Raw genomic sequence first — 26,871 nt, 5'->3', positions numbered from 1 at the left:
AGAATGTCCGCCAAGATCTATCCGGTGTTGAAGTCTGCCAAGAGCCGGACGCTGCTCGACAACACGACCTATCTGAAGTGGTACGAAGAAAGCATCTCCGACCCTGCCAAGTTCTGGGGCAAGCACGGCAAGCGGATCGATTGGTTCAAGCCCTATACCAAGGTCAAGAACACCTCCTTCAAGGGCAAGGTCTCGATCAAATGGTATGAGGACGGGCTCACCAACGTCTCCTACAACTGCATCGACCGCCACCTGAAGACGCACGGCGAAAAGACGGCGATCATCTGGGAAGGCGACAATCCCTATATCGACAAGAAGATCACCTACAACCAGCTTTACGAGCAGGTGTGTCGCCTCGCCAATGTCTTGAAGAAGCACGGCGTCAAGAAGGGCGATCGCGTCACCATCTACATGCCGATGATCCCGGAAGCATCCTATGCGATGCTTGCCTGCGCCCGTATCGGCGCCATCCATTCGGTCGTCTTCGGCGGCTTCTCGCCGGACGCGCTCGCTGGCCGTATCGTCGATTGCGAAAGCACCTTCGTCATCACCTGTGACGAGGGTGTGCGTGGCGGCAAGCCGGTGCCACTGAAGGAAAACACAGATACCGCCATCGATATCGCCGCCAAGCAGCACGTGATCGTCAATAAGGTCCTGGTCGTGCGCCGTACCGGCGGCAAGACCGCCTGGGCGCCGGGCCGCGACCTCTGGTATCACCAGGAAATCGCCACCGTGAAGCCGCATTGCGAACCAGTGAAGATGAAGGCGGAGGATCCGCTGTTCATCCTTTACACCTCGGGCTCGACCGGCAAGCCGAAGGGCGTTTTGCACACCACCGGCGGCTATCTCGTCTATGCCTCGATGACGCATGAATACGTCTTCGACTATCGTGACGGCGATATCTACTGGTGCACGGCCGATGTCGGCTGGGTAACCGGGCATTCCTACATCGTCTACGGTCCGCTCGCCAACGCGGCGACCACCGTGATGTTCGAGGGCGTTCCGAACTTCCCCGACGCCGGTCGCTTCTGGGAAGTGATCGACAAGCACAAGGTCAACGTTTTCTACACGGCGCCGACGGCGATCCGCTCGCTGATGGGCGCCGGCGACGATTTCGTCAAGCGCGCCTCGCGCTCCTCGCTGAGGCTGCTCGGCTCGGTCGGCGAGCCGATCAATCCGGAAGCCTGGGAATGGTATTACAACGTCGTCGGCGATCAGAAATCGCCGATCGTCGATACCTGGTGGCAGACGGAGACCGGCGGCATCCTCATCACCCCGCTGCCCGGCGCGACCGACCTGAAGCCCGGTTCGGCCACCCGCCCCTTCTTCGGCGTCCAGCCGCAACTGGTCGACAACGAAGGCAACGTGCTCGAGGGCGCGGCTGACGGCAACCTCTGCATCGTCGACAGCTGGCCGGGCCAGATGCGCACGATCTACGGAGACCATGCGCGCTTCGGCCAGACCTACTTCGCCACCTACAAGGGCAAGTACTTTACCGGTGATGGCTGCCGCCGCGACGAGGACGGCTATTACTGGATCACCGGTCGCGTTGACGACGTGCTCAATGTCTCCGGCCACCGTCTTGGCACGGCCGAAGTCGAGTCCGCGCTGGTCTCGCACCATCTGGTGTCCGAAGCCGCCGTCGTCGGCTATCCGCATCCGATCAAGGGCCAGGGCATCTATTGCTACGTGTCGCTGATGGCGGGCGAAGTCGGCAACGACGAACTGCGTCAGGCGCTCGTGAAACATGTGCGCTCGGAAATCGGACCGATCGCCACGCCGGACAAGATCCAGTTTGCCCCCGGCCTGCCAAAGACGCGCTCGGGCAAGATCATGCGCCGCATCCTGCGCAAGATCGCCGAGGACGATTTCGGCGCACTCGGCGACACCTCGACTCTCGCCGATCCGGCTGTCGTGGAAGACCTGATCGCCAATCGACAGAACAAGGCCTGACGAACGAGAGACAGCAAAAAGGGCGGCCGTGAGCCGCCCTTTTTGTTACTGCCGCATGTTTTTGCTGCTGGACATTCGCAATCAACCGAGACTTCGGGCGCAGTTGCCGGCGGAGATCGTGAGCCGGATTCCAATCGCAGATCTGGTGTAATCCTAGCGTTTGCCTCCGGGGCTGCCAGCACACGCCATCGAATCAGGAAAAATATCCCGTCGTGGCAGGGCGTGCGCAATGCGAGCCCTCTCAGAAGTCGATCGCGCGGCCCTTGATCTCCCAATCGCCGAACCGCGCCGGGTCCGCGCCGCCGCGGCCGCCGATTTCCGGAGGCAATTCCTTGTCCGCTTCCGCCTGCCGGCGTTCTTCCGCCTCCTTCAAGGCGCGCAGGGCTGCGGCCGGGAGCGGCTTCTTCGGGCGATCGGGGGCATTGTCGTTGTCGTTCTGCATCGCTTCAGGATCCGGATTCGTGCATCTGTATTGAAGAACGGGGCGTTTGCACCCATCATATAAGGCGCGGTTTTCCGAACGGAAACCCTGATTCACGTGAAACGTCGACGACCCGGAGCCTCCTCATGAACCTCGTTCGCACCGCCATGCTGCTCGCAGTGATGACCGCCCTGTTCATGGCCGTGGGTTTTGCCATTGGCGGGCGTGGCGGCATGATGATTGCTTTCGTCGTGGCCGCGGGCATGAATTTCTTCTCCTACTGGAATTCCGACCGCATGGTGCTGCGCATGTACCGCGCCCAGGAGGTCGATGAGCGCAGCGCGCCCGAGTACTACGGCATCGTGCGCGATCTGGCCGCCAATGCCGGCCTGCCGATGCCGCGGGTCTATGTCATCGACAGCCCGCAGCCGAATGCCTTCGCCACCGGGCGAAACCCTGAGAACGCAGCCGTTGCCGCCTCCACCGGCCTGCTGCAGGCGCTCAATTATGACGAAGTCGCCGGCGTCATGGCGCATGAGCTGGCGCATGTGCAGAACCGCGACACCCTGACGATGACGCTGACGGCGACGCTTGCCGGTGCGATCTCGATGCTCGGCAATTTCGCCTTCCTTTTCAGCGGCAATCGCGAAAACAACAACAATCCGCTTGGCTTCGTCGGCGTTCTCATTGCGATGATCGTCGCACCGATTGCGGCCATGCTGGTGCAGATGGCGATCAGCCGCACGCGCGAGTATTCCGCCGACCGTCGTGGCGCCGAGATCTGCGGCAAGCCGCTGGCGCTTGCCTCTGCGCTGCAGAAGATCGCCGGCGCCGCCCATCTCATCCACAATGACGATGCCGAGCGCAACCCGGCAACCGCACACATGTTCATCATCAATCCGCTGTCCGGCGAGCGCATGGACAACCTGTTTTCGACCCACCCGAACACAGAAAACCGGATCGCCGCGCTGCAACAGATGGCGCAGGATATGTCCATGGGGTCGACGCCGCCGGTTCGGGCTGATAATCCCGTGCGCAAATCGCGCTCTGTTCCCTCTACCGGTTGGGGTCGCGGTGGTTCCGAACCGCCGAAAGGTCCCTGGTCCTGATGTCTGCCGAAAACAACAACGATTCACGTCCGAAACAAAACCGCCCGCACAAGCAGCCGGGCGGGTCGCAGAGGCCTGCGCAGCAGCAACGCGGTCCTGAAAAGCCCGGACTGCGCACGCGTCAGGCAGCCGCAAAGATCCTCGGCGCGGTCATCGATCGCAAGACGTCGCTCGACGGTATGCTCGATCACGAGCACGGGAATCCCGCATATCGTGAGTTGAGCGATGCCGACCGGGCGCTGGTGCGCGCCATTCTCAATTCGGCCCTGCGCCATCTGCCGCGTATCCAGACGGCAATCGGCTCGATGTTGCAGACCCCGCTTCCGGAAGGTGCGCGCGCGCTCGACCACGTTCTGGTGGTGGCCGCGGCACAGATTCTCTATCTCGACGTTCCCGACCATTCCGCCGTCGATCTTGCCGTCGAGCAGGCGCAGGCAGACCCCCGCAACCGTCGTTTTGCCAATCTGATCAATGCGGTGCTTCGCCGCCTCTCGCGCGAGAAGGATGCGATCCTTGAAAGCGTGCGCACCGTTCCCGCCATGCCGGACTGGTTTTTCGACCGGTTGGTGAAGCGCTACGGCCGCGAACAGGCCAACCAGATCGCCGAGGCGCAACTGACGCCGGCGGCGATCGACGTCACCGTCAAATCCGATCCGCAAGGATGGGCGGAAAAGCTCAGCGGAACGGTGCTGCCGACCGGTTCGGTGCGGCTTGCCGAATTCTCCGGCTCGATACCTTCCTTAGCCGGATTCTCCGATGGCGAATGGTGGGTGCAGGACGCGGCCGCGTCGATCCCCGCGCGGCTTTTCGGGCCGCTTGCCGGCAAGAGCGTCGTTGATCTCTGCGCCGCACCTGGCGGCAAGACGGCGCAGCTGATCCTTGCAGGCGCCGAGGTGACGGCGCTTGACCAATCCGCGAGCCGTCTGCGTCGCCTCAAGGGCAATCTCGAGCGCCTTGGCCTTGAAGCGACGACCAAGGAAATCAACATGGCCGATTTCCAGCCGGAAGAACTCTTCGATGCCGCCCTGCTCGATGCTCCCTGTTCGTCGACCGGTACGACCCGCCGCCACCCGGATGTGCTCTTTACCAAGGGTCCGGAGGACATCGAGAAGCTCGCGCTGCTGCAGGAGCGTCTGCTGCGCCACGCGCTGACGGTGGTCAAGCCTGGCGGTATCGTCGTCTTTTCCAACTGCTCGCTCGATCCGCGCGAGGGCGAAGAGGTGGTTGACCGGGTGATCGGCGCTGGCGAGGCTTATGAACGTGTGCCGGTCCTGGCCAGGGATTGGCAAGGTCTCGAAGATGCGATCACGCCGCTCGGCGAAGTGCGCACCACGCCCTCGATGTTCCCGCTCGATCCGCCCTTTGCCGGCGGCCTCGATGGCTTCTACGCGGCGGTGATTCGTCGCAAATACGCCTGGAAAAGTTGAAACGGCCCGCGGAAAGGTCCGGTCGCGGGCTGTTTTGTCGCGTCAATTGACGCTTTAAGGCCACAAGCCTATCAAAGACGATAAAATTGATAAAAGTTTAATGATCTATCCGGCACCATCCGGAGTCACGCGGAGCGTCGTGCGTCCGTTAGGACCGACAACAACGCTCTGACACAATGAAACGGCGCATCGTGTGTCCTGAAAATCGCAAGGGATTTTCGGGCAACCCTGCGCAAGCGGCACTGGCGCGAAGCCGACGTCTCCATTCGGACGTCTCGGGCTGTTTGCTTCAGGAAAGAGGGACCGGCAGGCGTTGATGGTGTTTTCCGGCAGGCGAAAGCTTTCCTATCTCTATGCGCGCGAAAGCTGGCGGCGCGTGTCGCGCCGGCTTTCGGTTGGCCGTGTCTCGTCGCTGCGCTTTACCGGTTCGACGCCCAGTCGCCTGATCGTTGCGCCGACGGACCTGAGGGCTGTCGATCCCTTCGTTGCCGAGGAGATACTTGCGGGGCGATTTCCGCTCGCCGGTCGCGTGCTCGACACCGAGGGCGAATCGCCCTTCGAGATCGATCTGCCGTCGCTGGAGTTCGCTGTCCGCCTGCATTCCTTCGGCTGGCTCCGGCATTTGCGCTCCATCCGCGAGGATGCGGGCTTTGTGCGCCTGCGGCAGATCATCGATGACTGGCTCGCCACCCATGGCCGCCACTTCGGCGGCATCGCCTGGGAGGCCGATGTCATTGCCCAGCGCATCATCGCGTGGCTGTCGCACTCGCCGGTGGTGCTGCGCAATGCCGAACACGGGTTCTATCGTCGCTTCCTGAAAAGCCTCGCCTTCCAGGTTCGCTATCTGCGCCATATCGCCGAAACGGTCAGCGACGGCGAGGCACGCCTGCGCGTGCGGATGGCGCTCGCCATGGCATCGGTATCGATGCCGTCGACACCGTCGGCCATCCGCAAGGCGTCGCGCCACCTCGATTACGAGCTGGACCGGCAGATCCTTGCCGATGGCAGCCATTTTTCGCGCAGTCCCCGTGCCGGGCTGGAGTTGCTGCTTGACCTGCTGCCGCTGCGCCAGACCTATGTCAATCTCGGGCACGACGTGCCGTCGCGCCTTATCCCCTGCATCGACCGGATGTATCCGGCCCTGCGTTTCTTCCGCCACCAGGGCGGGGAATTGGCGCTGTTCAACGGCGCCACCTCGGTGCTGGCACACGAACTCGCCTCGGTGCTGCGCTATGACGAGACCGCCGGAGAGCCGTTCCGGTCGCTGCCGCATGCGCACTACGAGCGCCTTTCGATCGAAAACACTGTTGTAATCGTCGATACCGGGCGGCCGCATTCCGTCGATCTGTCGCGCAGCGCTCATGCCGGCTGCCTTTCGTTCGAAATGTCCTCCGGCAAGACACGGTTTGTGATCAATTCGGGTGCACCGAAGTTTGCCGGCGACCGGTTCCGCCAGATGGCGCGGATGACGGCTGCCCACTCTACCGTGACCGTCAACGACACCTCGTCTTCTCGCTTCTCCCAGTCGCGCTTTCTTGGCCCGATTATCACCAGCGGCGTCTCGCGGGTGTTGGTCGAGCGCAAGGACGAGCCGGGCCGGCTTGAATCCGTCACGGCAAGCCACGACGGCTACATCGCGTCGTTCGGGCTGTTGCACGAGCGCGATATCGGTGTGCTCAACGGCGGCCGGGTGATCCGCGGTCGTGACCGACTGTCGCGGGCCGACGGCAGCGACCCGGAGGAAACAAATCCGGCCGTTGCGGTCGCCCGTTTCCATATCCATCCCGCCGTCACCATTCGCCAGAACAATGGCCGCGAAATCTACCTGACGGCTCCAGACGGCGAGATCTGGCTGTTCGCGTGCCAGGACGGCGAACTGGCCGTCGAGGAAGACATCTTCTTTGCCGATCCCTCGGGCATCCGGGCCTCCTCTCAGCTGACGGTCACGTTTGCGGTCGCCCGCCAGCCCGAGATCCAGTGGACCTTCTCGCGCACCAACTGAGCTAATTTCAGGATGTGGGCCTGCCGAGGTTCCTTCGGCCGGCAAGCTATGCTAACGGGCAGCCATCCCAATGCCGGAGCATCCTCCCCGCGCTTCCGGCGCTGCCTAAGGAGCATGGTTGATGGCTGTCGCCTCCAAGAAAATTCCCGCCCCGAACGAGGTTCCGGTCCGCACCGCCCTTCTGTCCGTGTCCGACAAGACCGGCGTCGTCGCGCTTGCCCGCGCGCTGCACGAAAAGGGCGTGCGCCTGGTTTCGACCGGCGGCACGCACAAGGCGCTGGCCGAGGCGGGCCTTCCGGTCAGCGACGTTTCGGAACTCACGGGCTTCCCCGAAGTCATGGACGGCCGGGTGAAGACGCTGCATCCCGGTGTGCACGGCGGCCTGCTGGCGATCCGTGACGATGCCGAGCACCAGGCGGCGATGTCGGCCCATGGCATTACCGCGATCGATCTGGCGGTGATCAATCTCTATCCGTTCGAAGAAGTGCGCGCGCAGGGCGGCGACTACCCGACGACCGTCGAAAACATCGATATCGGCGGACCGGCGATGATCCGCGCATCGGCCAAGAACCACGCCTATGTGACGATCGTCACCGATCCCGCCGACTACCCGGTGCTGATCGAAGAGCTTTCGTCGGGCGCGACGACCTACGCTTTCCGCCAGAAGATGGCGGCGAAGGCCTATGCCCGCACGGCGGCCTATGATGCCGCGATCTCCAACTGGTTTGCCGAGGCGCTCGACACGCCGATGCCGCGCCACCGCGTTCTCGGCGGCGTCCTGAAGGAAGAGATGCGCTACGGCGAAAACCCACACCAGAAGGCGGGCTTCTATGTCACCGGCGAGAATCGCCCGGGCGTCGCCACGGCCAAGCTGCTGCAGGGCAAGCAGCTTTCCTACAACAACATCAACGACACCGATGCGGCCTTCGAACTCGTCGCCGAGTTCCTGCCGGAAAAGGCGCCGGCGGTTGCGATCATCAAGCACGCCAATCCGTGCGGCGTCGCCACGGCCCCGACCCTTGTCGAGGCGTATCGTCGGGCGCTCGCCTGTGATACCACGTCGGCCTTCGGCGGCATCATCGCGCTCAACCAGCTGCTCGACGCCGAGACAGCCGAAGAGATCGTCAAGCTCTTCACCGAAGTCATCATCGCGCCAGAGGTCAGCGACGAAGCCAAGGCGATCATCGCCCGCAAGCCGAACCTCAGGCTGCTGACCACCGGCGCCCTGCCCGATCCGCGCATTCCAGGTCTGTCCGCCAAGACCGTGTCCGGCGGACTTCTGGTCCAGACCCGCGACAATGGTATGGTCGAGGATCTCGAGCTGAAGGTCGTGACCAAGCGCGCACCGACGGCGCAGGAACTGGAAGACATGAAGTTTGCCTTCAAGGTGGCAAAGCATGTGAAGTCCAATGCGGTCGTCTATGCCAAGGACGGCCAGACGGCAGGTATCGGCGCCGGACAGATGAGCCGGGTCGATTCCGCCCGCATCGCCGCAATCAAGGCGGAAGATGCGGCCAAGGCGCTCGGCCTCGCCACACCGCTGACCAAGGGCTCTGCCGTTGCCTCCGAAGCCTTCCTGCCGTTTGCCGATGGCCTGCTTTCGGCGATTGCCGCCGGTGCCACCGCCGTCATCCAGCCGGGTGGTTCGATGCGTGACGAAGAGGTGATTGCCGCGGCCGACGCGCATGGCGTTGCCATGGTCTTCACCGGCATGCGCCACTTCCGCCACTGACACTGACACTGGCCGGGACCGGCGTTTCACGCCGAACCCGGTTTTTCAAAGTCAGTCTGAAAACATCAGGAGCCGTCGCGTCCAAAGGATGCGGCGGCTTTTTTGCGCCCGTCATCAGCCGGATAGGGCGTGCGTAGCAGGATTACGAAGCCGACGACCAGGAAGGCGATCAGCGCCATCATGCCGATGCGAGCTGAGCCGGTCATCAACGTGATCGTGGCGACGGACGCGGGCGCAAGAAAGGATGTCGCCCGACCGGAAAGCGCATAGAGCCCAAAATAGCGGCCGGCCTCGTCGAGGCTGACGCTGCGGGCGAGATAGGAACGCGATGAGGCCTGGACCGGGCCGAAGGCAATGCCCACGAGCAGACCATAGAGGATGTAAGCCTTCTCCGCCGCGGTGCCGAACAGGCCGCCGGAATCCTCTGTCGAGAGTGGCATGAGGCCGAACAGCGTGAAACCCGGCCCCGTCGAGACGATGCCGATCGTGGCGATGATGAGACACACGAGGCTCGCATTGACGATGGTCTTGGAGCCCAGCCGCGCATCGAGCCGGCTCGCATAGAGGCAGCCGCCGATGGCGACGATGTTCAGGATGATGCCGTAGATGCCGAGCTCAAGGGTTCGCCAGCCGAACATCGCAGCGGCGAATGTGCCGCCGAGCGCCAGCAGCCCGTTGACGCCATCCTGGAAGATCATGCGTGCGATCAGGAAGCGGAGAATGCCCGATCTTTCCTTGAGCTCGCCGAGCGTCCCTTTCAGCTCTCGCAAGCCCGTGGCGGTCGCCTTGCGCAGCGACATCGTCGCCCTGGTCGCGTCGGGGGTGAACAGGAACATCGGAATGATGAAGACGAGATACCAGAGCGCCGATATCGGCCCGGTAATGCGTGCGTCCTCGCCCTTGGCCGGATCGAGGCCGAACAGGGGATCGATGCCGAGCGCCGTCTTGCCGCTTTCCGGGCTGCCGGCAAGGAGCGCGACCACGGCGATCAGCACGATCATGCCGCCGAGATAGCCGAGCCCCCATGCAATGTTGGAAATGCGGCCGACATCCTTCTCGTCGACCAGCCGCGTCATCATAGAATCGTTGAAGACGATCGAAAATTCGGCGGCGACCGTGGCAAGCACGATGAAGAAGGCGGCGTAAATGATCGGCGAACCGGGGGCGGCAAACCAGAGCATCGCCAGCGATACGATCTTGATGACGGCAAAAAAGCCGATCCATGGCTTGCGCGGACCAGTGGCGTCGGCGATCGAACCGAGCACGGGCGACAGAATTGCGATGATGATACCGGAAACCGTGAGCGTGTAGCCCCACATCGCCTGACCGACCGCATGGTCCTCCGTCAATCGCGAGACGAAATAGGGGCCGAAGATGAAGGTGGTGATGACCGTGAAGAAGGGTTGTGCTGCCCAGTCGAACAGCATCCAGCCGGCTATGCCCGCGCGCGACGTGCGCGGTCGTTCGTCAATTCTCTCGGCCGAAAGCTGCACATGTCCCTCCCCGGAAACGACTGCGCCGTGCGTCCTTTCGAACGCGCGGCGCAGTGCATTGTCAAATCCGATAGCGCCGGACCGGTCAATTCCAATCCACGCCAATCAGTCCGGGGCGGACTGTCTCACCTCGCCCGCCCGCGTGCAAGGTCATTCAGAAGGCCCGCAGCAACGGTGATCTTGGCGAGGGTGGTTTCACCCTTCTCGGTCAGAAGACGCAGCTGGCTCGTTGCCTGGGCGACGCGCTCGCGCTCGTTTTCCTCCCAGGCCGCGACCGGATTGCGTTCCTTCTTCTGCTCGCGCAGTGCTGCCGCTGTGATATCGCGCCGAGCGGCAGCGATATCGGAGACGGCCCGCGACAGGGCCATCGCTTCGAACTGCTCGGTTGCCGGCACGCGATCGGAGGCGGCCAAGAGCCGGTTGACCCGAAGCGTGTCGGTGACGGCGAAGTAGCCCTGTGCGGTGCGGCTCAGCGTCTCGCCGGTCTCGGCGGAAATCTGCATGATTTCCGGCACGAGCGTCATCAGCGCCAGTTCCGAGATCTCCTCGGCGAGCTTGGCGGGGACGCCGCCCTCGACGAAGGCCGCGGTCTTCAGCTGTGCCTCGTCCGCGCTTTCACCGGAGACGGCCGTGCGCATCGTACCGCGCAGCTTCTGCAGGCCGTCGCGCAGCCGCGCCACGGCGTCGGAGACAGAACCGGTCGCCGCATGGGTCCTCAGCGTCCGCTCGGTCACGAGCGCGAAGATGCGGCCGACCTCCTGGTAGAGGACGTTCTGCAGCCCGCCGCCGATCTTGTTGTCGAGCGCGTCGATCTCGTCATAGATCCGCGGCAGGTCGAAGCCGTCGAGCGCCAGCACGGCCGCCTTGACGACGTCGGCCGAGAGGAAGCCGGTGGCATCCGTCAAGGTGGAGACGAAGGCAGGGCCGCCACGGTTGATGACCTCGTTGGCCAAGACCGTCGCGATGATTTCACGACGCAGCCGGTGGCCGTGGATGTCGCCGGCATAGGCCTTGCGCATCTTGCCCGGGAAGTAGCGTTCCAGCGTTGCCGTGAAATACGGATCGTCGGGAAGCTCGCTGGCGATGAGCTCATCGAACAGCACCAGCTTGGAGTAGGAGAGCAGCACGCCGATTTCCGCGCGGGTCAATGGCTTGCCCGCCTGGTAGCGCTCGGTCATCGCCTGGTCGGTCGGCAGTGTCTCGACCTTGCGGTTGAGATGACCGTCGACTTCAAGCCGCGTCATCAGCCGGCCGAGCGTCGTGCGGTTGCCGGCGCCCTGCATGGCGGTCAAAGAGATCGCCAGGGACTGCTCGTAGTTGTTGCGCAGCACCAGATGGCCGACTTCCTCGGTCATCGATGCCAGCAGCGTGTTGCGCTTCGGCCGGGTCAGGCGACCGTCGCGCATGGCAGATGCGAGCGCGATTTTGATGTTGACCTCGACGTCGGACGAGTTCACGCCGGCCGAGTTGTCGATGGCGTCGGAGTTGCAGCGACCGCCATTGAGGCCGAAGCCGATGCGCCCCTTCTGGGTGACGCCGAGGTTGGCGCCCTCGCCGATGACGCGGGCACGGATCTCTTCGGCGGCGACACGGATCGCATCGTTGGCACGGTCGCCGACTTCGGCGTCCGTCTCGTTGCTGCCGCGCACATAGGTGCCGATGCCGCCGAACCACAGCAGATCCACCTGGCTCTTCAGAATCGCGTTCATGATTTCGAGCGGCGTCGCCTTCTGCTTGTCGATGCCGATCGCCGCCATCGCCTCCGGCGTCAGCGTTACCGACTTTTCGGCGCGCGAAATGATCATGCCGCCTTCAGACAGCGTCTTGCGATCATAGTCCTGCCAGCTCGAGCGCGGCAGCGCGAACATGCGCTTGCGCTCGGCGAAGGAAACATCCGTATCCGGATTGGGATCGATGAAGATGTCGCGGTGGTCGAAGGCCGCGAGAAGACGGATCTTTTCCGAAAGCAGCATGCCGTTGCCGAAGACGTCGCCCGACATGTCGCCGACGCCGGCAACAGTGAAGGGGGTCGTCTGGATGTCGATGTCCATCTCGCGGAAGTGGCGCTTGACGGTTTCCCAGGCGCCGCGGGCGGTGATGCCCATCTTCTTGTGGTCGTAGCCGGCCGATCCGCCCGAAGCGAACGCGTCGTCCAGCCAGAAACCGGCCTCCTGGGCGAGACCGTTGGCGGTGTCGGAGAAGGTAGCCGTGCCCTTGTCGGCGGCGACGACGAAGTAGGGATCGTCACCGTCGCGGCGCAGCGTGTCGGCCGGCGGCACGACATCCTGGCCGACGATGTTGTCGGTGACCGACAGCATGGTGCGGATGAAGGTCTTGTAGGCCTCGGTGCCGGCCTTGAACACCTCGTCGCGGTTGCCGCCGACGGGGAGCTGTTTCGGGTAGAAGCCGCCCTTGGCGCCGACGGGCACGATGACGGCGTTCTTGACCTGCTGCGCCTTGACCAGGCCCAGCACTTCCGTGCGGTAGTCCTGTGCCCGGTCGGACCAGCGAAGACCGCCGCGGGCGACCTTGCCGAAGCGCAGGTGCACGCCCTCGACCTCGGTGCCGTAGACGAAGATTTCGCGGAACGGACGCGGTTCGGGCAGGCCTTCGAGCTGCTTGGGGTCGAGCTTGAGCGCGAGTACGGCGCGCGGCTTTCCGTCGGCGTCCTTCTGGAAGTAGTTGGTCCGGAGCGTCGCCTCGATGGCGTTGACGTAGCGGCGCAAGATCCGGTCTTCGTCGAGGCTTGGAACCGACGACAGCGCGGTCTCGATCGAGGCGATCAGCGCATTGCACTTCTTGGCGCGCGGCTTTTCCTCGAGCGCCGGGTCCATGCGGGTCACGAACAGCCTGAAGATATCGGCGGCAATTGCCGGATACTTGTTCAGAGTGTCGGCGATATAGCCTTGCGAATAGGTGATGCCGGCCTGGCGCAGGTAGCGCGCATAAGCGCGCAGCACCGTCACTTCGCGGGCGTTGAGGCCCGAAAGCAGGATCAACCGGTTGAAGTTGTCGTCCTCGATCGTGCCGTTCCAGGCGGCGAGGAAGGCTTCCTCGAGTGCGGCGCCCGACTTTTCGAGATTGAGCGCAAGGCCGTCGCGGTGGATCAGTTCCATGTCGTGCAGCACGACGCGGTGCTTGTCCTCGCCATGCCTGCCGACATTGAGGTCGTAGGTCTGTTCGCTGATGACGCGGAAACCGAGATTTTCCAAAAGCGGCACGCGGCGCGACAGCGAAACGGGCTCGCCGGCATGGAAGATCTTCAGCTCGGCAGTATCCGGCCGATTGACCGGACGATTGTAGTTGTAGAACGAGATCCGGATCGGATCCTCCGCCTTGCAGGCGGCAATGTCCGCGAGATCGGCATAGGCTTCCGCCGGCGTGAAGAACGACTGGTAGGCGCCGTCGACGTCGAGCTCGATGCCATCCTTGCGGGCGAGCAGGTCGAACCGGTCGATCCAGCGCGTGACGATGCCGCGCACGGCTTCTTCGAGCTTGGCCTGCGGGATGCGCGGGGTCTTGCCGCTGGTGCGGCCGATGATGAAGTGCACGCGCGCCAGACCGCCTTCCGGGAAGGCTGGATAGTAGGCGGAAACGCGGCCGTCATAGGCGGTTTTCAGATAGTCGCCGATCTTTTCGCGCACGTCGGAATCGTACTGTTCGCGCGGCACGAAAACGATGACGGAGACGAAACGGTCGAAATGGTCGATGCGCGGCAGGACGCGGATGCGCGGCCGGTCGCCCAGTTCGTTGATCTGTTCGCAGAAGGCGGCGAGCAGGCCGACGTCGATCTGGAAGAGATCGTCGCGCGGGTAGGATTCGAGCGTGTTGTCCAGCATCTTGCCGGAGTGGCTCTGCGGATCGTAGCCGAAATGGTCGACGATCTTCTCGATCTTGTGGCGCAACAGCGGGATTTCCGCCGCCTGGCGCGTGTAGGCTGAGGACGTGAACAGGCCGACGATGCGCAACTCGCCGGCAACATTGCCATCGGCATCGAAGCGCTTGACGCCGATATAGTCCATATAGGCGCGGCGGTGCACGACCGACTTCACATTGGCCTTGGTGACGATCAGGAAATCCGGGCTTTCGAGGAAGGCCAGAATTTCCGGCGTCGTCAGAACGGCGTCCTTGCCCTGGCGCAGCACGCGCACGTCGGGGTTGGACAGGATGCCGAGGCCCCTGCCCTTGCCGCGTTCGACCGTCGCCTTACCGCCCTTGCCCGAATAGGTGTATTCGCGCATGCCGAGGAAGGTGAAATTGTTGTCGCGGAGCCAGCGAAGGAAGGCGAGCGCCTCGTCGCGATCGCTCTTCTTGCGCGAGGCGCTGTAGTCCTCGAGTTCCTTCATCGCGTGGTCGAGCAGCGTCGTCATTGCCGGCCAGTCGTGCACGGCCTGGTGAACCTGCTCGAGCACGTCGCGGATGCGGTTGCTCAGCGACTGGGCTTCGGCCGGCGTCAACTTGTCCAGGTGGATCTGGATATGGCTGATCCGGTGGGCCGGATCGCTCGGTTCGTCCGCATCGAACAGCTTGACGGGCTTGCCCGGCTCCTGGACCAGAATGGGGTGGATGGCGAGATGGATGTCGCGGTGCGTGCTCGTCACCTCGCCCATGACCGAATCATAGAGGAACGGCATGTTGTGTTCGGTGACGGTAATGATCGAAACCTCGGTGCCGCCGGGCGCGACGCCGGGTACGGTTTCGACCGAAACCTGGGGTTTTCCGCCGTCCCAGCGTGCGAGTTCGCTTCTCGCATGGGCCGCAGTCAGTGCCAGCATCTCCGCCGAATAGAGATCGAGGTCGTCGTTGCTGGCTGCCCCGAAGAGGATCTCCGGCGCCAGCGCGTCGGTGCCCAGTTTGATGGCGGCCGCCTTCGCTGCGTCGATGTGTCTGTCCCGCTTCGGATTGTATTTCACGCCCATGAAGTTTCTCCCATTCATGATAGGCTAGACCCTATCAGAACCATGGCTAATGGCGACCGCTTTTTATGACGATTTCGGCAAAAACGAGCCCAAAATCGGAGAATCTCACGTGAAAACAGCTTAAATCCATTTAAATCGAAGGCAAATTGGCGAAAATTGCTCGAATTCCGATGAAAAAGCACGAAAACGCCAGCGGCTTGTGCGGAACCTCTCTGCCATAGCCTGTTGACATGGCGGTGACAGTCGTTGATCAGAGGTCAAATCGAAGGAATGGACTGGCCGATGCCCGAAATGCCCTCCTTGCCCGGTGCCGTGATCGTTATTTCCAGTCACGTGGTGCGTGGTACCGTCGGCAATCGGGCTGTGGTTTTTGCCCTGGAGACGCTCGGCCATCCCGTCTGGGCGCTGCCGACAGTCATTCTCCCCTGGCATCCGGGTCATGGCCGTTCGACGCGAATCACCATCCCGGACGCAGAGTTCCAGTCTGTCATTGACGATCTCGCGCAGGCGCCCTGGGCCGGCGAGGTTCGCGCGGTCCTCTCGGGTTATCTCGGATCCGCCGACCAGGCTGACGGCGTTGCCCGGCTGGTGACGGCGCTTCGCGCCCGCAACCCCGATCTCGTCTATGCCTGCGACCCCGTCATCGGCGATGCCGAGGGGCTTTATGTGCCCGAAACGACGGCGACCGCCATCCGCGATCGGCTGCTGCCGCTTGCAAGCCTTGCGACGCCAAACCGTTTCGAGCTGGCCTGGCTTGCCGGCGCGGCGCTCGAGAGCAATGCGGCCATCCTCGACGCGGCGCTCGGGCTCGGCCCGTCACGCATGCTGGTGACTTCGGCGATCCCGATGATGAACGGCGGCACCGGAAACCTCTATCTCTCCGGCAACCATGCGCTGCTGGCCGAGCACAGGCTGATCGAGAACCCGCCGAACGGCACGGGCGATCTGTTGACCGCGGTGTTCCTGGCGCGGTTGCTGGAAGGGCTTACCGAGGAGCGGGCGCTGCAGATGGCGACGGCCAGCGTGTTCGAGATCATCGCGCGCACGGTCAAGCGTGGCGCCGACGAGCTGACGCTCGAACAGGATGCGTCGAGCCTCGCAACACCGATGGCGATGGTGCAGATGCGGCGTCTGCTGCATCCGAGCCAGATGCGCCGCAAATAGAAGAAGCTGTTCACGGCGTTCCGTCGGATGGCTTGTTGGATTGAACTCTCGACGACAGCGGGGTAACCGATGGATATGCAGCGTTTTCCAGACCACCTACTGAACGGCTATCATAATTTCATGAATGGTCGCTTCAGCGAACAGCAGCAACGATACAAGACATTGGCCGATAGCGGGCAGAAGCCCAAGACCATGGTCATTGCCTGTTGCGACTCCCGGGCAGCGCCCGAGACGATCTTCGACAGCGGTCCCGGTGAACTGTTCGTCGTGCGCAACGTTGCCAATCTGATGCCACCCTACGAGCCGGACGGCCATTATCATTCGACCTCGGCGGCGCTTGAGTTTGCCGTGCAGTCGCTGCGTGTCAGCGATATCGTCGTCATGGGGCATGGCCGCTGCGGCGGCATCAAGGCGGCGCTCGATCTCGACGCCGAGCCTCTGTCGCCCGGCGATTTCATTGGCCGCTGGATGAACCTTCTGAAGCCTTCTGCCGAACAGATCCAGAGCAATGAAGTGATGACCCAGGCCGAGCGGCAGCGGGCTCTCGAGCGCGTCTCGATCCGCAACTCGATCGCCAACCTGCGCACCTTCCCTTGCGTCCAGATCCTCGAAACAAAGGGCAAGCTCAACCTGCACGGCGCCTGGTTCGACATCTCGACCGGCGAGCTCTGGGTGATGGACGCCAAGACCGGCGATTTCGCCCGTCCGGGCATGTGATCGAAAACGTGAAAAAGCCCGGTCCTATCGAACCGGGCTTGCCAATCTGCAAGTCTTTTGATGGTCGCGATCAGTCGCCGTCGATTTCGGCGCCGATGATGGCGATCGCCTGCTGGTAGACGCTGGCGGCATTCCAGCCCTGGATCGCGGCGAAATTCGCCTGTCCCTGCTGGTATCCGGCGCCCGGCTGCCAGCCGTGGCCACGCAGGAAGTTTGCGGTCGAGGCCAGCGCGTCGGCTTTCGATCGGACCATGTCGACATGGCCGTTGCCGTCGCCGTCGACGCCGTACTTCAGGACGTTGGCCGGAAGGAACTGGGTTTGGCCGATTTCGCCATGGGCCGCACCACGGGCATCCGGGCTCAGGTCGCCGCGCTGGACGAGCTGGAGCGCCGCATAGAGCTGGTTGGTGAAGTAGTCAGATCTGCGGCAGTCATAGGCGAGCGTCGAAACGGCCGAGAGCGTGTGCTCCTTGCCCATGAAGCCGCCGAAGCCGGTTTCCATGCCCCAGATGGCGATCAGCGGGCCCGCCGGGACGCCGTAGCGCTTCTCGATGCTGTTGAAGAGTGCGGCGTTCTGCGCCTTCATCTTCTTGCCGCGCGAAATGATCGTCTGGCCGCCACGCTTCTGCATGAACTGGCTAAGCGAGAGCTTGAAGCTCTTCTGGCCGCGGTCGGCGCGGATCGTTGCCTTGTTGTAGGAGACGTTTGCGAGCGCCTTGTTGAGCACAGCAGGGCTGATGCCGTTGCCGGCCGCCTCCTGCTTGAACTGCGTCATCCAGGCAGCAAAGCCGCTGCCGTCGTTGCCGCACTGTGCCGCCGAAGCGGTTGCCGGAAGCACCGCCGTTGAAATCAGGGCCGCAAGCCCAATCGCTACGCACTTTGCCGTGTGCATGAAAAACCCCGTGATTGCCCGAATCTGGTGCCGTTACAAAGATGCCAGCCTTTGCCGGCTCTGTCACCCGCCCCTCAATGGCGGAAAATACCTAACGGTTTCACGTGAATCCGATCAATTCTTCACACGGATCCGTGAAACAGCAAACCCCGCAGGCCGATAACCGGCCAGGCGGGGTGCTTATTCGTGTTTTACCGCCTGTTTGTTCAGGCGGCCTGCTTCTTGGCGCGGATCAGGCCGCGGTTGACGAGCAGCTCGGCGATCTGGATCGCGTTCAGTGCAGCACCCTTGCGCAGGTTGTCGGAGACGACCCAGATGTTGAGACCGTTTTCGACCGTTGCGTCTTCGCGGATGCGCGAGATGTAGGTCGCGTCTTCGCCGGCGCATTCGTAAGGCGTGACGTAGCCGCCATTCTCGTGCTTGTCGACAACCAGGCAGCCCGGCGCTTCGCGCAGGATATCGCGCGCCTCGTCAGCGGTGATCTCGTTTTCGAACTCGATGTTGACCGATTCCGAATGGCCGATGAAGACCGGGACGCGCACGGCCGTGCAGGTCACCTTGATCTTCGGGTCGAGCATCTTCTTGGTCTCGGCCAGAACCTTCCACTCTTCCTTCGTGTAGCCGTCTTCCATGAAGACGTCGATGTGCGGAATGACGTTGAAGGCGATGCGCTTGGTGAACTTCTTCGATTCGATCGGGTCGGCGACGAAGACCGCACGCGTCTGGTTGAAAAGTTCGTCCATGCCGTCCTTGCCGGCGCCGGAAACCGACTGGTAGGTCGAGACGACGACGCGCTTGATCTTGGCGTGGTCGTGCAACGGCTTCAGCGCAACGACGAGCTGCGCGGTCGAGCAATTCGGGTTGGCGATGATGTTCTTCTTGGTGAAGAGCGAGATCGCATCCGGGTTCACTTCCGGAACGATCAGCGGAACTTCGGAATCGTAGCGCCAGGCCGAGGAGTTGTCGATGACGACGCAACCCTGCTGGCCGATCTTCGGCGAATACTTCAGCGAAACCGCGCCACCGGCCGACATCAGGCAGATGTCGGTGTCGGAGAAATCGTAGTTCTCGAGGTTCTTGACCTTGAGCGTCTTGTCGCCGAAGGAAACTTCCGTGCCCTGGGAACGGGCGGAAGCAAGGGCAACCACCTCATCGGCCGGAAAGCCGCGCTCCGAAAGGATGTTCAGCATCTCCCGGCCGACATTGCCGGTAGCGCCTGCGACTGCAATCTTGAAACCCATGATCTAAGCTCTCTTTTCTGTCTCTCCTCGTCGGGTGGAGGGGGAAACCGCGCGATCCGCCGCGAGGGTTCCTGTCCCCGGCCAAACCGGGGAGAGAGCGGAGGGCCAGAGACGTCAGACGGTTTTCGTCGTCGTTTTGGCCGTTGTTTTGAAGGAAGCTGGGAAACGCATATCCAGCCCGGCGATTTCTGCCAGGATGCAGCTGTCAGCGAAGTTATGTTCGCGGCGAAGCATGGAATGCCTTCCTTTCCGAGGCTCGTCATAATTGTTTCTATCGGCGAGTCAAGCGCGGGATGCCTGGGTCGCCGCAAACGTGATCGCAATGTCATGTCGCTGTCATGGCCGGGCGTTAGGACCGCGCCATCCGACACCTCGAAGGGACGATTGCCATGCGCACGCTTCTTGCCACCCTCCTAGCCACGACGGTTCTGGCCTTCACGGCCCAGGCCGCGGATGTCTATCCCATTGATCGCGCGACAATTCTTGCCGGATCGCCGTTCGACTTCAAGGTCGAGCTCAAGGGTGCCGTCACGGCGGAAGACATCAAGGTGACCGTCAATGGCGAAGACTACAAGGCCGCGCTCGGCTCCGAGGCCAGCTATGTCGCCATGGAAAAGGGCAAAGAAGACAAGGAACTCGGTTCGGCCCTGCTCTTGCGCAACGCCGTCATCGGCGCGCCCGGCAGCTACAAGGTCGAAGTAACCGCCGGCGAACAGACGAAAACCGTGACCTGGGATGTCTTTGCCACGGCCGAGCAGCCGAAGGCGAAGAACGTTATCTTCCTGCTTGGCGACGGCCTTTCGGTCGCCCATCGCACCGCCGCCCGCATCATGTCGAAGGGCATGACTGAGGGTAAGGCCAATGGCCGCCTCAACATGGACGATCTTGAGCGCATGGCCTTCATCGGCACATCGGCTACCAACTCGATCGACACCGACAGCGCCAACACGATGTCGGCCTACATGACCGGCCACAAGACCGTGATCAATGCCGTCGGCGTCTATGGCGACCGCACCCCCGACAGCCTCGACGATCCGCGCGTCGAGACCATCGCCGAGGCGCTGCGCCGCCAGACGCAGAAGTCGATCGGCCTCGTCACCACCTCGGAAATCGAGGATGCGACGCCGGCCGCCGTCGTCTCTCATACGCGCAACCGCAACGACAAGGCCGAAATCGTCGGCATGATCTACGACGTCAAGCCGGAGGTCATTCTCGGCGGCGGCTCGGCCTATTTCCTCGGCAAGGAGACGCCCGGCTCCAAGCGCAAGGACAATCAGGACTACATCAAGCTCTTCCAGGACGCCGGCTACGCGCTGGCCACCGACAAGACCGAGCTGGCCGCGGCGCCCGCCGACGGCAAGCTTCTCGGCCTGTTCCACACCGGCAACATGGACGTGACGCTCGACCGTGAGTTCCTGAAGAAGGGTACCGCCGAAAAATTCCCGGGTCAGCCCGGCCTCGTCGAAATGACCAAGACGGCGCTCGACCGGCTTTCGAAGAACGAAAACGGCTTCTTCCTGATGGTGGAAGGTGCCTCGATCGACAAGATGAGCCACCCGCTCGACATGGAGCGTGCCGTGGTCGAGACCATCGAGTTCGACCAGGCGATCGGCGTTGCCCGCGAATTTGCGAAGAACAATCCGGATACGCTGATCGTCGTCACCGGCGACCATACCCACGGCGTCTCGCTGCTCGGCATCATCGACGACACGGTCGAGGGCAAGGAAGGCCGGGACAAGGTCAAGACCGGGTCTTCGGCGGGCTTCCCGAACTACACCGACGAGAACAAGGACGGCTTCCCCGACAAGATCGACGCCCGCCGCCGCCTCGCGATGTTCGTCTCCAACTTCCCCGACTATTACGAAACCTTCAGCCCCAAGCTGGACGGTCCGTTCGAACCGGCGGTGAAGAACGAGAAGGACGAGTATGTCGCCAACGAAGCCTACAAGGACATGCCGGGCGCAGTCCTGCGCGTCGGCATCCTGCCGAAGGACGAGAGCACCGGCCAGCACACGGTCGATGACGTCGTGCTGCAGTCGGAAGGTCCTGGCAGCGAGGGCTTCCGGGGTTACATGGAGCAGAGCGACGTCTACCGCGTGCTCGTCGACGCACTTGCTCTCGGCGTGAAACAGACCAACTGATCGCCTGAGACGTGCCTTCTCCCCGCAACAGGGGAGAAGGCTTCCCATGACGCTTTTCCGGCCCCGCGTTCCTGCGTTGCCGGGACACCGATGGCGACGAGACGATGCCCATAGCCACCCCCATCTCCATAAGCCGACGTGCACTCTTTGGCCTCATCGCCGGCGCGTCCGTTGCCGCCAAGGGACGCATGGCGCTCGCGGATGCCAGCCTCACCTTCGACGAACTCTATGGCAAGGTGAGCGTGCTCGGCCTTGAGTTTTCACAGAAGGTGAAGAGCCTTGCCGGCCAGGAGGTGCGCATGCGCGGCTTCATGGCGCCGCCGTTGAAAGCCGAGGCGGCGTTCTTCGTGCTGACGGAAATTCCGATGGCGCTCTGCCCGTTCTGTTCGTCGGATTCCGACTGGCCAGACAACATCGTCGTCGTCTATCTCGGCGAGAAACAGACCTTCGTGCCGCCCGGCCAGGCGATCGAGGTGCGCGGCACGCTGGAGGTCGGCTCGTGGACCGACCCGGAGACCGGCTTCGTCAGCCTGTTGCGCCTGCGCTCTTCGCAGTTCTACACGGTCTAGCCGATGCTCGGTCTTCAGCTGCAAGGGATCGACATACGCTTTCCCGGACTGGCCGCCCCTGCCCTTGCGATCGAAAGTCTGACACTTGCAGCGGGCAGCCGCGTGGCGCTCATTGGCGCATCCGGATCCGGCAAGAGCACATTGATCAGCATCCTGACCGGGCTGGAACGGGTCGGGCAGGGTCGCATCCTCTGGGATGACGTCGATATCTGCGCGCTCTCCGAAGGCAGGCGCGATCGCTGGCGCGGCGCCAATATCGGCCTCGTCCTGCAGGATTTTCATCTTTTCCCCGGACTGAGCGCGCTCGAAAACGTTCTGTTGCCGGCAAGGCTTTCCGGCGCCATGGCCCGTGACATCGGCGCGCGTGCGCGGGATCTGCTGCTTCGCGTCGGGCTCATCCGGCCGACCCAGATGATCGAAACCATGTCGCGCGGCGAGATGCAGCGCGTGGCCATTGCCCGGGCACTGCTGCGCCGACCGGGCGTGGTCATCGCCGACGAGCCGACCGCCAGCCTCGACAGCGAGGCGGGCGCCGCCGTCGGCGAGCTGCTGCTCGAACTTTCCCGCGAAAGCGGCTGTACGCTTTTGGTCGCGACGCACGACCTCTCGCTGGCGCAACGCCTGGACCGCCGCCTCCGGCTTGCCGGCGGGCGCATTGTCGACGACGGCCCGATCTTGGAGCGAGCAGCATGATCGGTTTCATCCTGGCGGACCTGCGGCGTCTGTGGGCCGGGTCGCTCGTCGTCGTTCTCCTGGTGGCGCTGGCAACAGCGCTCGGTGTCGCCGTTACCCTGCAGGAGCGTGCGCTCCGGCTCGGCAGCGCCCGCGCCGCTGACAAGTTCGATCTGGTGATCGGCGCCCCCGGCAGCGAGACGCAGCTTATTCTTTCCTCGATCTTCCTGCAGCCCTGGCCGTTGCCGTTGATGGACGGCACGGTCCTCTCTCGCCTTCTTGCCGACCCGCGCGTCGCTTCCGCAGCCCCCGTCGGCTTCGGCGACAGTTTTGGCGGCTATCCGGTCGTCGGCACGTCCACCGGGCTGGTTCATCAGCTCGAAGTGCTGGCCGAGGGCCGTGTCTTCGCAGCGCTCGGCGAGGCGGTCGCCGGATCTGCAGTCGATCTGCCGATCGGTTATGCGGTCAAGCCGACCCACGGGCTTGCCGAGCTTGGCGGCCACGCCCATACGGAGCTTGCCTATCGCATCGTCGGGCGGCTCGAACCAACCGGCACCGCCTGGGACCGGGCCATTCTGGTCCCGATGCAGGCTGTCTGGGCGCTGCACGGAATGGAAGCGGAGCCTGGCGCTGATGGCCATCACGCCCATGACCATGGCCATGACGAGGCTGCCTCCGGTGCAAAAGCCGGCCATGCGCCCATCGATGCGGATGCGGCGCTGAGCGAGGACTGGGGCAAGGTCCCGCCCGGCCTGCCGGCCATCCTCGTCAAGCCGAAATCGATCGCCGATGCCTACAAGCTCCGGCAGGAGTATCGCGACACCGCGACACTGGCGGTTTTTCCAGGAGAAGTGCTGACGAACCTCTATGTCACGCTCGGCGATGCCAAGCGGGTGCTCGTCGCGGTCACCACGGGCGCCCAGGTTCTGGTGGCCGCCGCGATCCTGCTCGTCACCATCCTGCATGTTGGCCAGCGCCGGCGGCAGATCGGAGCGCTTCGCGCCTTCGGTGCGCCGCGCAGGGCGGTGTTCGTCATTGTCTGGAGCGAGCTTTTCGCGCTCGTCGCCGCGGGCGTGCTCATCGGTTTTTCGCTCGGCTTCGGCGCTGCGAAATTCATAGCCGGATATCTTTCCGGCGAGAGCGGCGTGGCCATGCCGGTCGTCTTTGCTGCCGGCGACGGATTGCTCATGTCGCTCATCCTGGCTTTTGCCGCCATCCTTGCCGTTCTTCCGGCTGTTCTCGCCTACCGTCAATCGCCGGCCGCAGCACTTCGCGCCTGAGAACCCAAGGGTTTCTTAGACGAAAGTCATAAGCCGAAAGCATCCCTGCCTAGGGGGCCTCTTTTCTGACATCCTGTGATCAGGCGCACCACGTTCGGACGTTCTTGGGAGGAATGTCCGAGCCAGCCAATGGGCGCTCCAATGGGCTGTTTTGGAGTGGAGGATAAACAAAATGGCAAATGTCGCGACTGCGGACGACGCAAAAACGCGTCCGATGACCGGCGAGGAGAAGAAGGTCATCTTCGCTTCGTCGCTTGGTACCGTGTTCGAATGGTACGATTTCTATCTTTACGGTTCGCTCGCCGTCTATATCGGCGCGACCTTCTTCAGTTCCTATCCGGAAACGACGCGAAACATCTTCGCGCTTCTGGCGTTTGCCGCGGGCTTCCTGGTTCGCCCGTTCGGCGCTCTGGTCTTCGGTCGCCTCGGTGACCTTGTCGGCCGCAAATACACCTTCCTCGTGACGATCCTGATCATGGGTCTGTCGACCTTCCTGGTCGGCATCCTGCCCGGCGCTGCCCAGATCGGCATCGCTGCCCCGATCCTGCTCATCGTCCTGCGCATGCTGCAGGGCCTGGCGCTCGGCGGTGAATACGGCGGCGCCGCGACCTACGTGGCCGAACACGCGCCGCATGGGCGTCGCGGCTACTTCACCTCCTGGATCCAGACCACGGCAACGCTCGGTCTGTTCCTGTCGCTGGTGGTGATCCTGCTCGTGCAGTTCGCGCTGGGCAAGGAAGCCTTTGCTGCCTGGGGATGGCGCATTCCGTTCCTGCTGTCGTGCGTTCTGCTCGGCATTTCCGTCTGGATCCGCCTGAAGATGAACGAATCTCCGGCCTTCAAGAAGATGAAGGAAGAGGGCAAGGGCTCCAAGGCACCGCTGTCGGAAGCCTTCGGCCAGTGGAAGAACGCCAAGATCGCGCTTCTGGCCCTGTTCGGCGCTGTCGTCGGCCAGGCCGTCGTCTGGTACTCCGGTCAGTTCTACGCGCTGTTCTTCCTGACTGGTGTCTTGAAGGTGGATGGCCAGTCGGCCAACATCATGGTCGCCGTTTCGCTGCTGCTCGGTACCGGCTTCTTCGTGCTCTTCGGCTGGCTTTCCGACAAGATCGGCCGCAAGCCGATCATCATGGCCGGCCTGCTGCTGGCGATGCTCACTTACTTCCCGCTGTTCAAGGCGCTGACCTGGGCCGGTAACCCGGCACTCGCTCAGGCACAGGCAACGGTCAGGGCAACCGTGACTGCCGCACCTGGCGACTGCAAGTTCCAGTTCAACCCGACCGGCACGGCGAAGTTCACGACCTCGTGCGACATCGCAACCGCGTTCCTCACCAAGAACTCGGTTCCGTATGACGTGGTCATGACAGCGGCTGCCGGTACGCCGGCAACGGTCAAGATCGGCGAAACGACGATCAACAGCTACGACGCGGTCGCCGCTGGCGACGGTGCCAAGGCTGCCAACGGTGCCTTCGAAAAGCAGACCAACATGGCGCTTCATGATGCCGGCTATCCGCTGGTTCGTGGTGCGGCAAAGGTTCCGGAATCCAAGCTGGACGGCTTCGTTGCCGCCAACCCGGAACTGGCTCTCGACGCTACCGCCGTTCGCGGTGGCGAAAAGACAGTGGTTCCCGCCGACAAGCTCATCGCCGACAAGCTTCTGACGAAGGACGAAGTCGGCGCCGCAACCGAAATGGCCGTCTACACGATTGCCGGCGGCGGTACCTATGCGATGGTGGCGGATCCGGCCGGCGTCAACTGGACGACGATCATCGCCGTCCTGACCGTCCTCGTCATCTACGTGACGATGGTCTATGGCCCGATCGCAGCCCTGCTGGTCGAAATGTTCCCGACCCGCATCCGCTACACCGGCATGTCCCTGCCCTACCATATCGGCAACGGCTGGTTCGGCGGTCTGCTGCCGGCAACGGCCTTCGCGATGAGCGCGGCCCAGGGCGATATCTACTACGGTCTGTGGTACCCGATCGTGTTTGCGGGCATCACCCTTGTCATCGGCATGTTGTTCCTTCCGGAAACCAAGGATCGCGACATCCACGCTATGGACTGACGCATTTCCAGAAGAAGGGCGGAACCGCTTTTCGTCCGGAATGCGACGACCGAATGAAGGAGCGTTTCCAAGATCCGATGGGGACTGGAAACGCTCCGAAGACTTCCCCGAGAGGCATCACGGCTCTCCTGACTCCGGCGCGGTCTTCCGCGCCGGCTTTTTCATGTCCGGGAGCCCGAGCGCTTCGGGATGGGCCAGCCGCCTTCGTCGGCCCGGAACAGCCAGCCGCGCTTGGCAAAGAGGAACGCCACCATGAGGGATGTCCAGAGGCCGAGCAGAAGGCCGGCGGCGACGTCGCTCGGGTAGTGGGCGCCGACGATGACGCGCGATATCCCGATCACCAGCGCCAGGCCGAAGAAGACTGGCCTGAGCCTCGGCAAGAGCATGGCAAAGACGCCGAAGAAGGCACCGGCTGCCGTCGAATGGCCGGAGGGAAAACTTTCAAACAGGGTGTCGCCAGTGAACGGCGTCAGGCTGTAGGCGCCGAGATCGACCAGCAGTTCCGGCCTTGCCCGGCCGGTCAGGAATTTTAGCGCATGCACGAGCGCGCTTGCGGTCCCGATCGTCAAAAGGAAATAGGCGGCGAGGTTGCGCACCGTTCGCGCCCGGCGCTGAAGCGGTGCCTGGCGCACCACGCGCCGCAGGATGAAGGCACTGGCGAGCACAAGGCCGGAGAGATAGATCATCCAGCCGAAGGTGCCGAAGTCGGTGATCATTCGGTTGAAGGCGACGACGCTTTCCGGCAAGGCCTGTGCCCGCGTCGAGAGAAACGGATCGAGCGGGATGAAGGCGAGCACGAGGATCAGTGTCGTGACCAGGATCCATCCGGTTGATGCGAGCGGTCGGTTCATATGGGCCTTTCCAAGCTTTCTGCATGCACATGCGCGTTGATCGACCGCCGGCCGGCGCCGGTTCCAATCGTGGCGGCATTTGCCTGCATGTGTCGGTTCAGCCGTCAAATTCAAGGCCGCGTGACGCAAAACACCTCCGGATTGCTCCGGAGGTGTTTTGAGAACGCAGCTCTGAAAGGTCACGGATCGGCCCGAACGCCTCGGCTCTGGTCGCGGACGCGTTCGG

18 protein-coding genes are annotated in these 26,871 nt (G+C 63.1%); 12 read left to right on the top strand and 6 right to left on the bottom strand.

Annotated elements, in window-relative coordinates:
• Positions 1 to 3: 3 nt before the first annotated feature.
• The gene (acs, locus tag RTP54_RS28790; RefSeq protein WP_112810451.1) at positions 4 to 1,953 is read left to right on the top strand and encodes an acetate--CoA ligase; all 1,950 of its coding nucleotides are present in this window, start codon (positions 4 to 6) and stop codon (positions 1,951 to 1,953) included.
• 241 nt (positions 1,954 to 2,194) lie between these two features.
• Here the strand turns inward: acs and RTP54_RS28785 are convergent, their stop codons facing one another.
• Positions 2,195 to 2,395, bottom strand: a complete 201-nt coding sequence (locus RTP54_RS28785) for a DUF1674 domain-containing protein (RefSeq protein ID WP_112810450.1) — start codon at positions 2,393 to 2,395, stop codon at positions 2,195 to 2,197.
• A 125-nt stretch (positions 2,396 to 2,520) separates the two neighbouring features.
• Here RTP54_RS28785 and htpX point away from each other — a divergent pair, with 125 nt between their 5' ends.
• The 4 genes from htpX (at position 2,521) to purH (ending at position 8,644) form a co-directional block, all read left to right on the top strand.
• Positions 2,521 to 3,483, top strand: a complete 963-nt coding sequence (gene htpX / locus RTP54_RS28780; protein ID WP_112810449.1) for a zinc metalloprotease HtpX — start codon at positions 2,521 to 2,523, stop codon at positions 3,481 to 3,483.
• The gene (locus RTP54_RS28775; protein ID WP_312367349.1) at positions 3,483 to 4,910 is read left to right on the top strand and encodes an RsmB/NOP family class I SAM-dependent RNA methyltransferase; all 1,428 of its coding nucleotides are present in this window, start codon (positions 3,483 to 3,485) and stop codon (positions 4,908 to 4,910) included. Before htpX ends, RTP54_RS28775 begins: the two co-directional genes overlap by 1 nt.
• A 316-nt stretch (positions 4,911 to 5,226) precedes the next feature.
• Positions 5,227 to 6,912 (top strand): heparinase II/III family protein, encoded by a 1,686-nt coding sequence (locus RTP54_RS28770; protein WP_112810447.1) that lies wholly within the window; start codon positions 5,227 to 5,229, stop codon positions 6,910 to 6,912.
• Between the two features lie 121 nt (positions 6,913 to 7,033).
• Entirely contained in the window at positions 7,034 to 8,644 is a 1,611-nt protein-coding gene (purH, locus tag RTP54_RS28765) for a bifunctional phosphoribosylaminoimidazolecarboxamide formyltransferase/IMP cyclohydrolase (RefSeq protein ID WP_312367347.1), read from the top strand.
• 65 nt (positions 8,645 to 8,709) lie between these two features.
• Here purH and RTP54_RS28760 read toward each other — a convergent pair whose 3' ends face one another.
• Positions 8,710 to 10,071 carry an MFS transporter gene (locus tag RTP54_RS28760; RefSeq protein WP_162703586.1) on the bottom strand — a complete coding sequence of 454 codons (1,362 nt, stop codon included), beginning with the start codon at positions 10,069 to 10,071 and terminating at the stop codon, positions 8,710 to 8,712.
• Positions 10,072 to 10,262: 191 nt separating this feature from the next.
• A complete protein-coding gene (locus RTP54_RS28755; protein WP_312367344.1) occupies positions 10,263 to 15,056 on the bottom strand; it encodes an NAD-glutamate dehydrogenase in 4,794 nt (1,597 codons plus the stop codon).
• A gap of 282 nt (positions 15,057 to 15,338) precedes the next feature.
• On the opposite strand from RTP54_RS28755, the gene pdxY reads away from it, so the two are divergent.
• Together pdxY and RTP54_RS28745 are read left to right on the top strand one after the other, a co-directional pair.
• Positions 15,339 to 16,220 carry a pyridoxal kinase PdxY gene (gene pdxY / locus RTP54_RS28750; protein WP_112818241.1) on the top strand — a complete coding sequence of 294 codons (882 nt, stop codon included), beginning with the start codon at positions 15,339 to 15,341 and terminating at the stop codon, positions 16,218 to 16,220.
• 75 nt (positions 16,221 to 16,295) lie between these two features.
• Entirely contained in the window at positions 16,296 to 16,937 is a 642-nt protein-coding gene (locus RTP54_RS28745) for a carbonic anhydrase (RefSeq protein WP_162703585.1), read from the top strand.
• A gap of 70 nt (positions 16,938 to 17,007) precedes the next feature.
• Here the strand turns inward: RTP54_RS28745 and RTP54_RS28740 are convergent, their stop codons facing one another.
• Together RTP54_RS28740 and RTP54_RS28735 are read right to left on the bottom strand one after the other, a co-directional pair.
• Positions 17,008 to 17,829, bottom strand: a complete 822-nt coding sequence (locus RTP54_RS28740; protein WP_112810443.1) for a lytic transglycosylase domain-containing protein — start codon at positions 17,827 to 17,829, stop codon at positions 17,008 to 17,010.
• Positions 17,830 to 18,035: 206 nt separating this feature from the next.
• Positions 18,036 to 19,070, bottom strand: coding sequence for an aspartate-semialdehyde dehydrogenase (locus RTP54_RS28735; protein ID WP_077504742.1), 1,035 nt, complete (start codon positions 19,068 to 19,070; stop codon positions 18,036 to 18,038).
• Positions 19,071 to 19,459: 389 nt separating this feature from the next.
• Between RTP54_RS28735 and RTP54_RS28730 the strand changes: the two genes are divergently transcribed.
• From RTP54_RS28730 to RTP54_RS28710, 5 genes are all read left to right on the top strand, one after another.
• Entirely contained in the window at positions 19,460 to 21,211 is a 1,752-nt protein-coding gene (locus tag RTP54_RS28730; RefSeq protein ID WP_312367340.1) for an alkaline phosphatase, read from the top strand.
• A gap of 104 nt (positions 21,212 to 21,315) precedes the next feature.
• On the top strand, positions 21,316 to 21,780 hold the full coding sequence (locus RTP54_RS28725; protein ID WP_312367338.1) for a hypothetical protein: 465 nt from the start codon (positions 21,316 to 21,318) through the stop codon (positions 21,778 to 21,780).
• A gap of 3 nt (positions 21,781 to 21,783) precedes the next feature.
• On the top strand, positions 21,784 to 22,473 hold the full coding sequence (locus tag RTP54_RS28720) for an ABC transporter ATP-binding protein (protein WP_312367336.1): 690 nt from the start codon (positions 21,784 to 21,786) through the stop codon (positions 22,471 to 22,473).
• Positions 22,470 to 23,732, top strand: coding sequence for an ABC transporter permease (locus RTP54_RS28715; protein ID WP_312367334.1), 1,263 nt, complete (start codon positions 22,470 to 22,472; stop codon positions 23,730 to 23,732). The genes RTP54_RS28720 and RTP54_RS28715 overlap by 4 nt, the downstream gene beginning before the upstream one ends.
• A 172-nt stretch (positions 23,733 to 23,904) precedes the next feature.
• Complete coding sequence (locus tag RTP54_RS28710) at positions 23,905 to 25,794, top strand: MFS transporter (protein WP_112810438.1); 1,890 nt, start codon at positions 23,905 to 23,907, stop codon at positions 25,792 to 25,794.
• A 161-nt stretch (positions 25,795 to 25,955) separates the two neighbouring features.
• Here the strand turns inward: RTP54_RS28710 and RTP54_RS28705 are convergent, their stop codons facing one another.
• Entirely contained in the window at positions 25,956 to 26,645 is a 690-nt protein-coding gene (locus tag RTP54_RS28705; RefSeq protein WP_312367331.1) for a phosphatase PAP2 family protein, read from the bottom strand.
• Positions 26,646 to 26,871: the final 226 nt, after the last annotated feature.

The sequence above is a fragment of the Ensifer sp. genome, assembly GCF_031989085.1.
GTDB lineage: Bacteria > Pseudomonadota > Alphaproteobacteria > Rhizobiales > Rhizobiaceae > Ensifer.
Note: the sequence above shows the minus strand (reverse complement) of the source record. Positions and strands in the feature narration are given on the sequence as shown.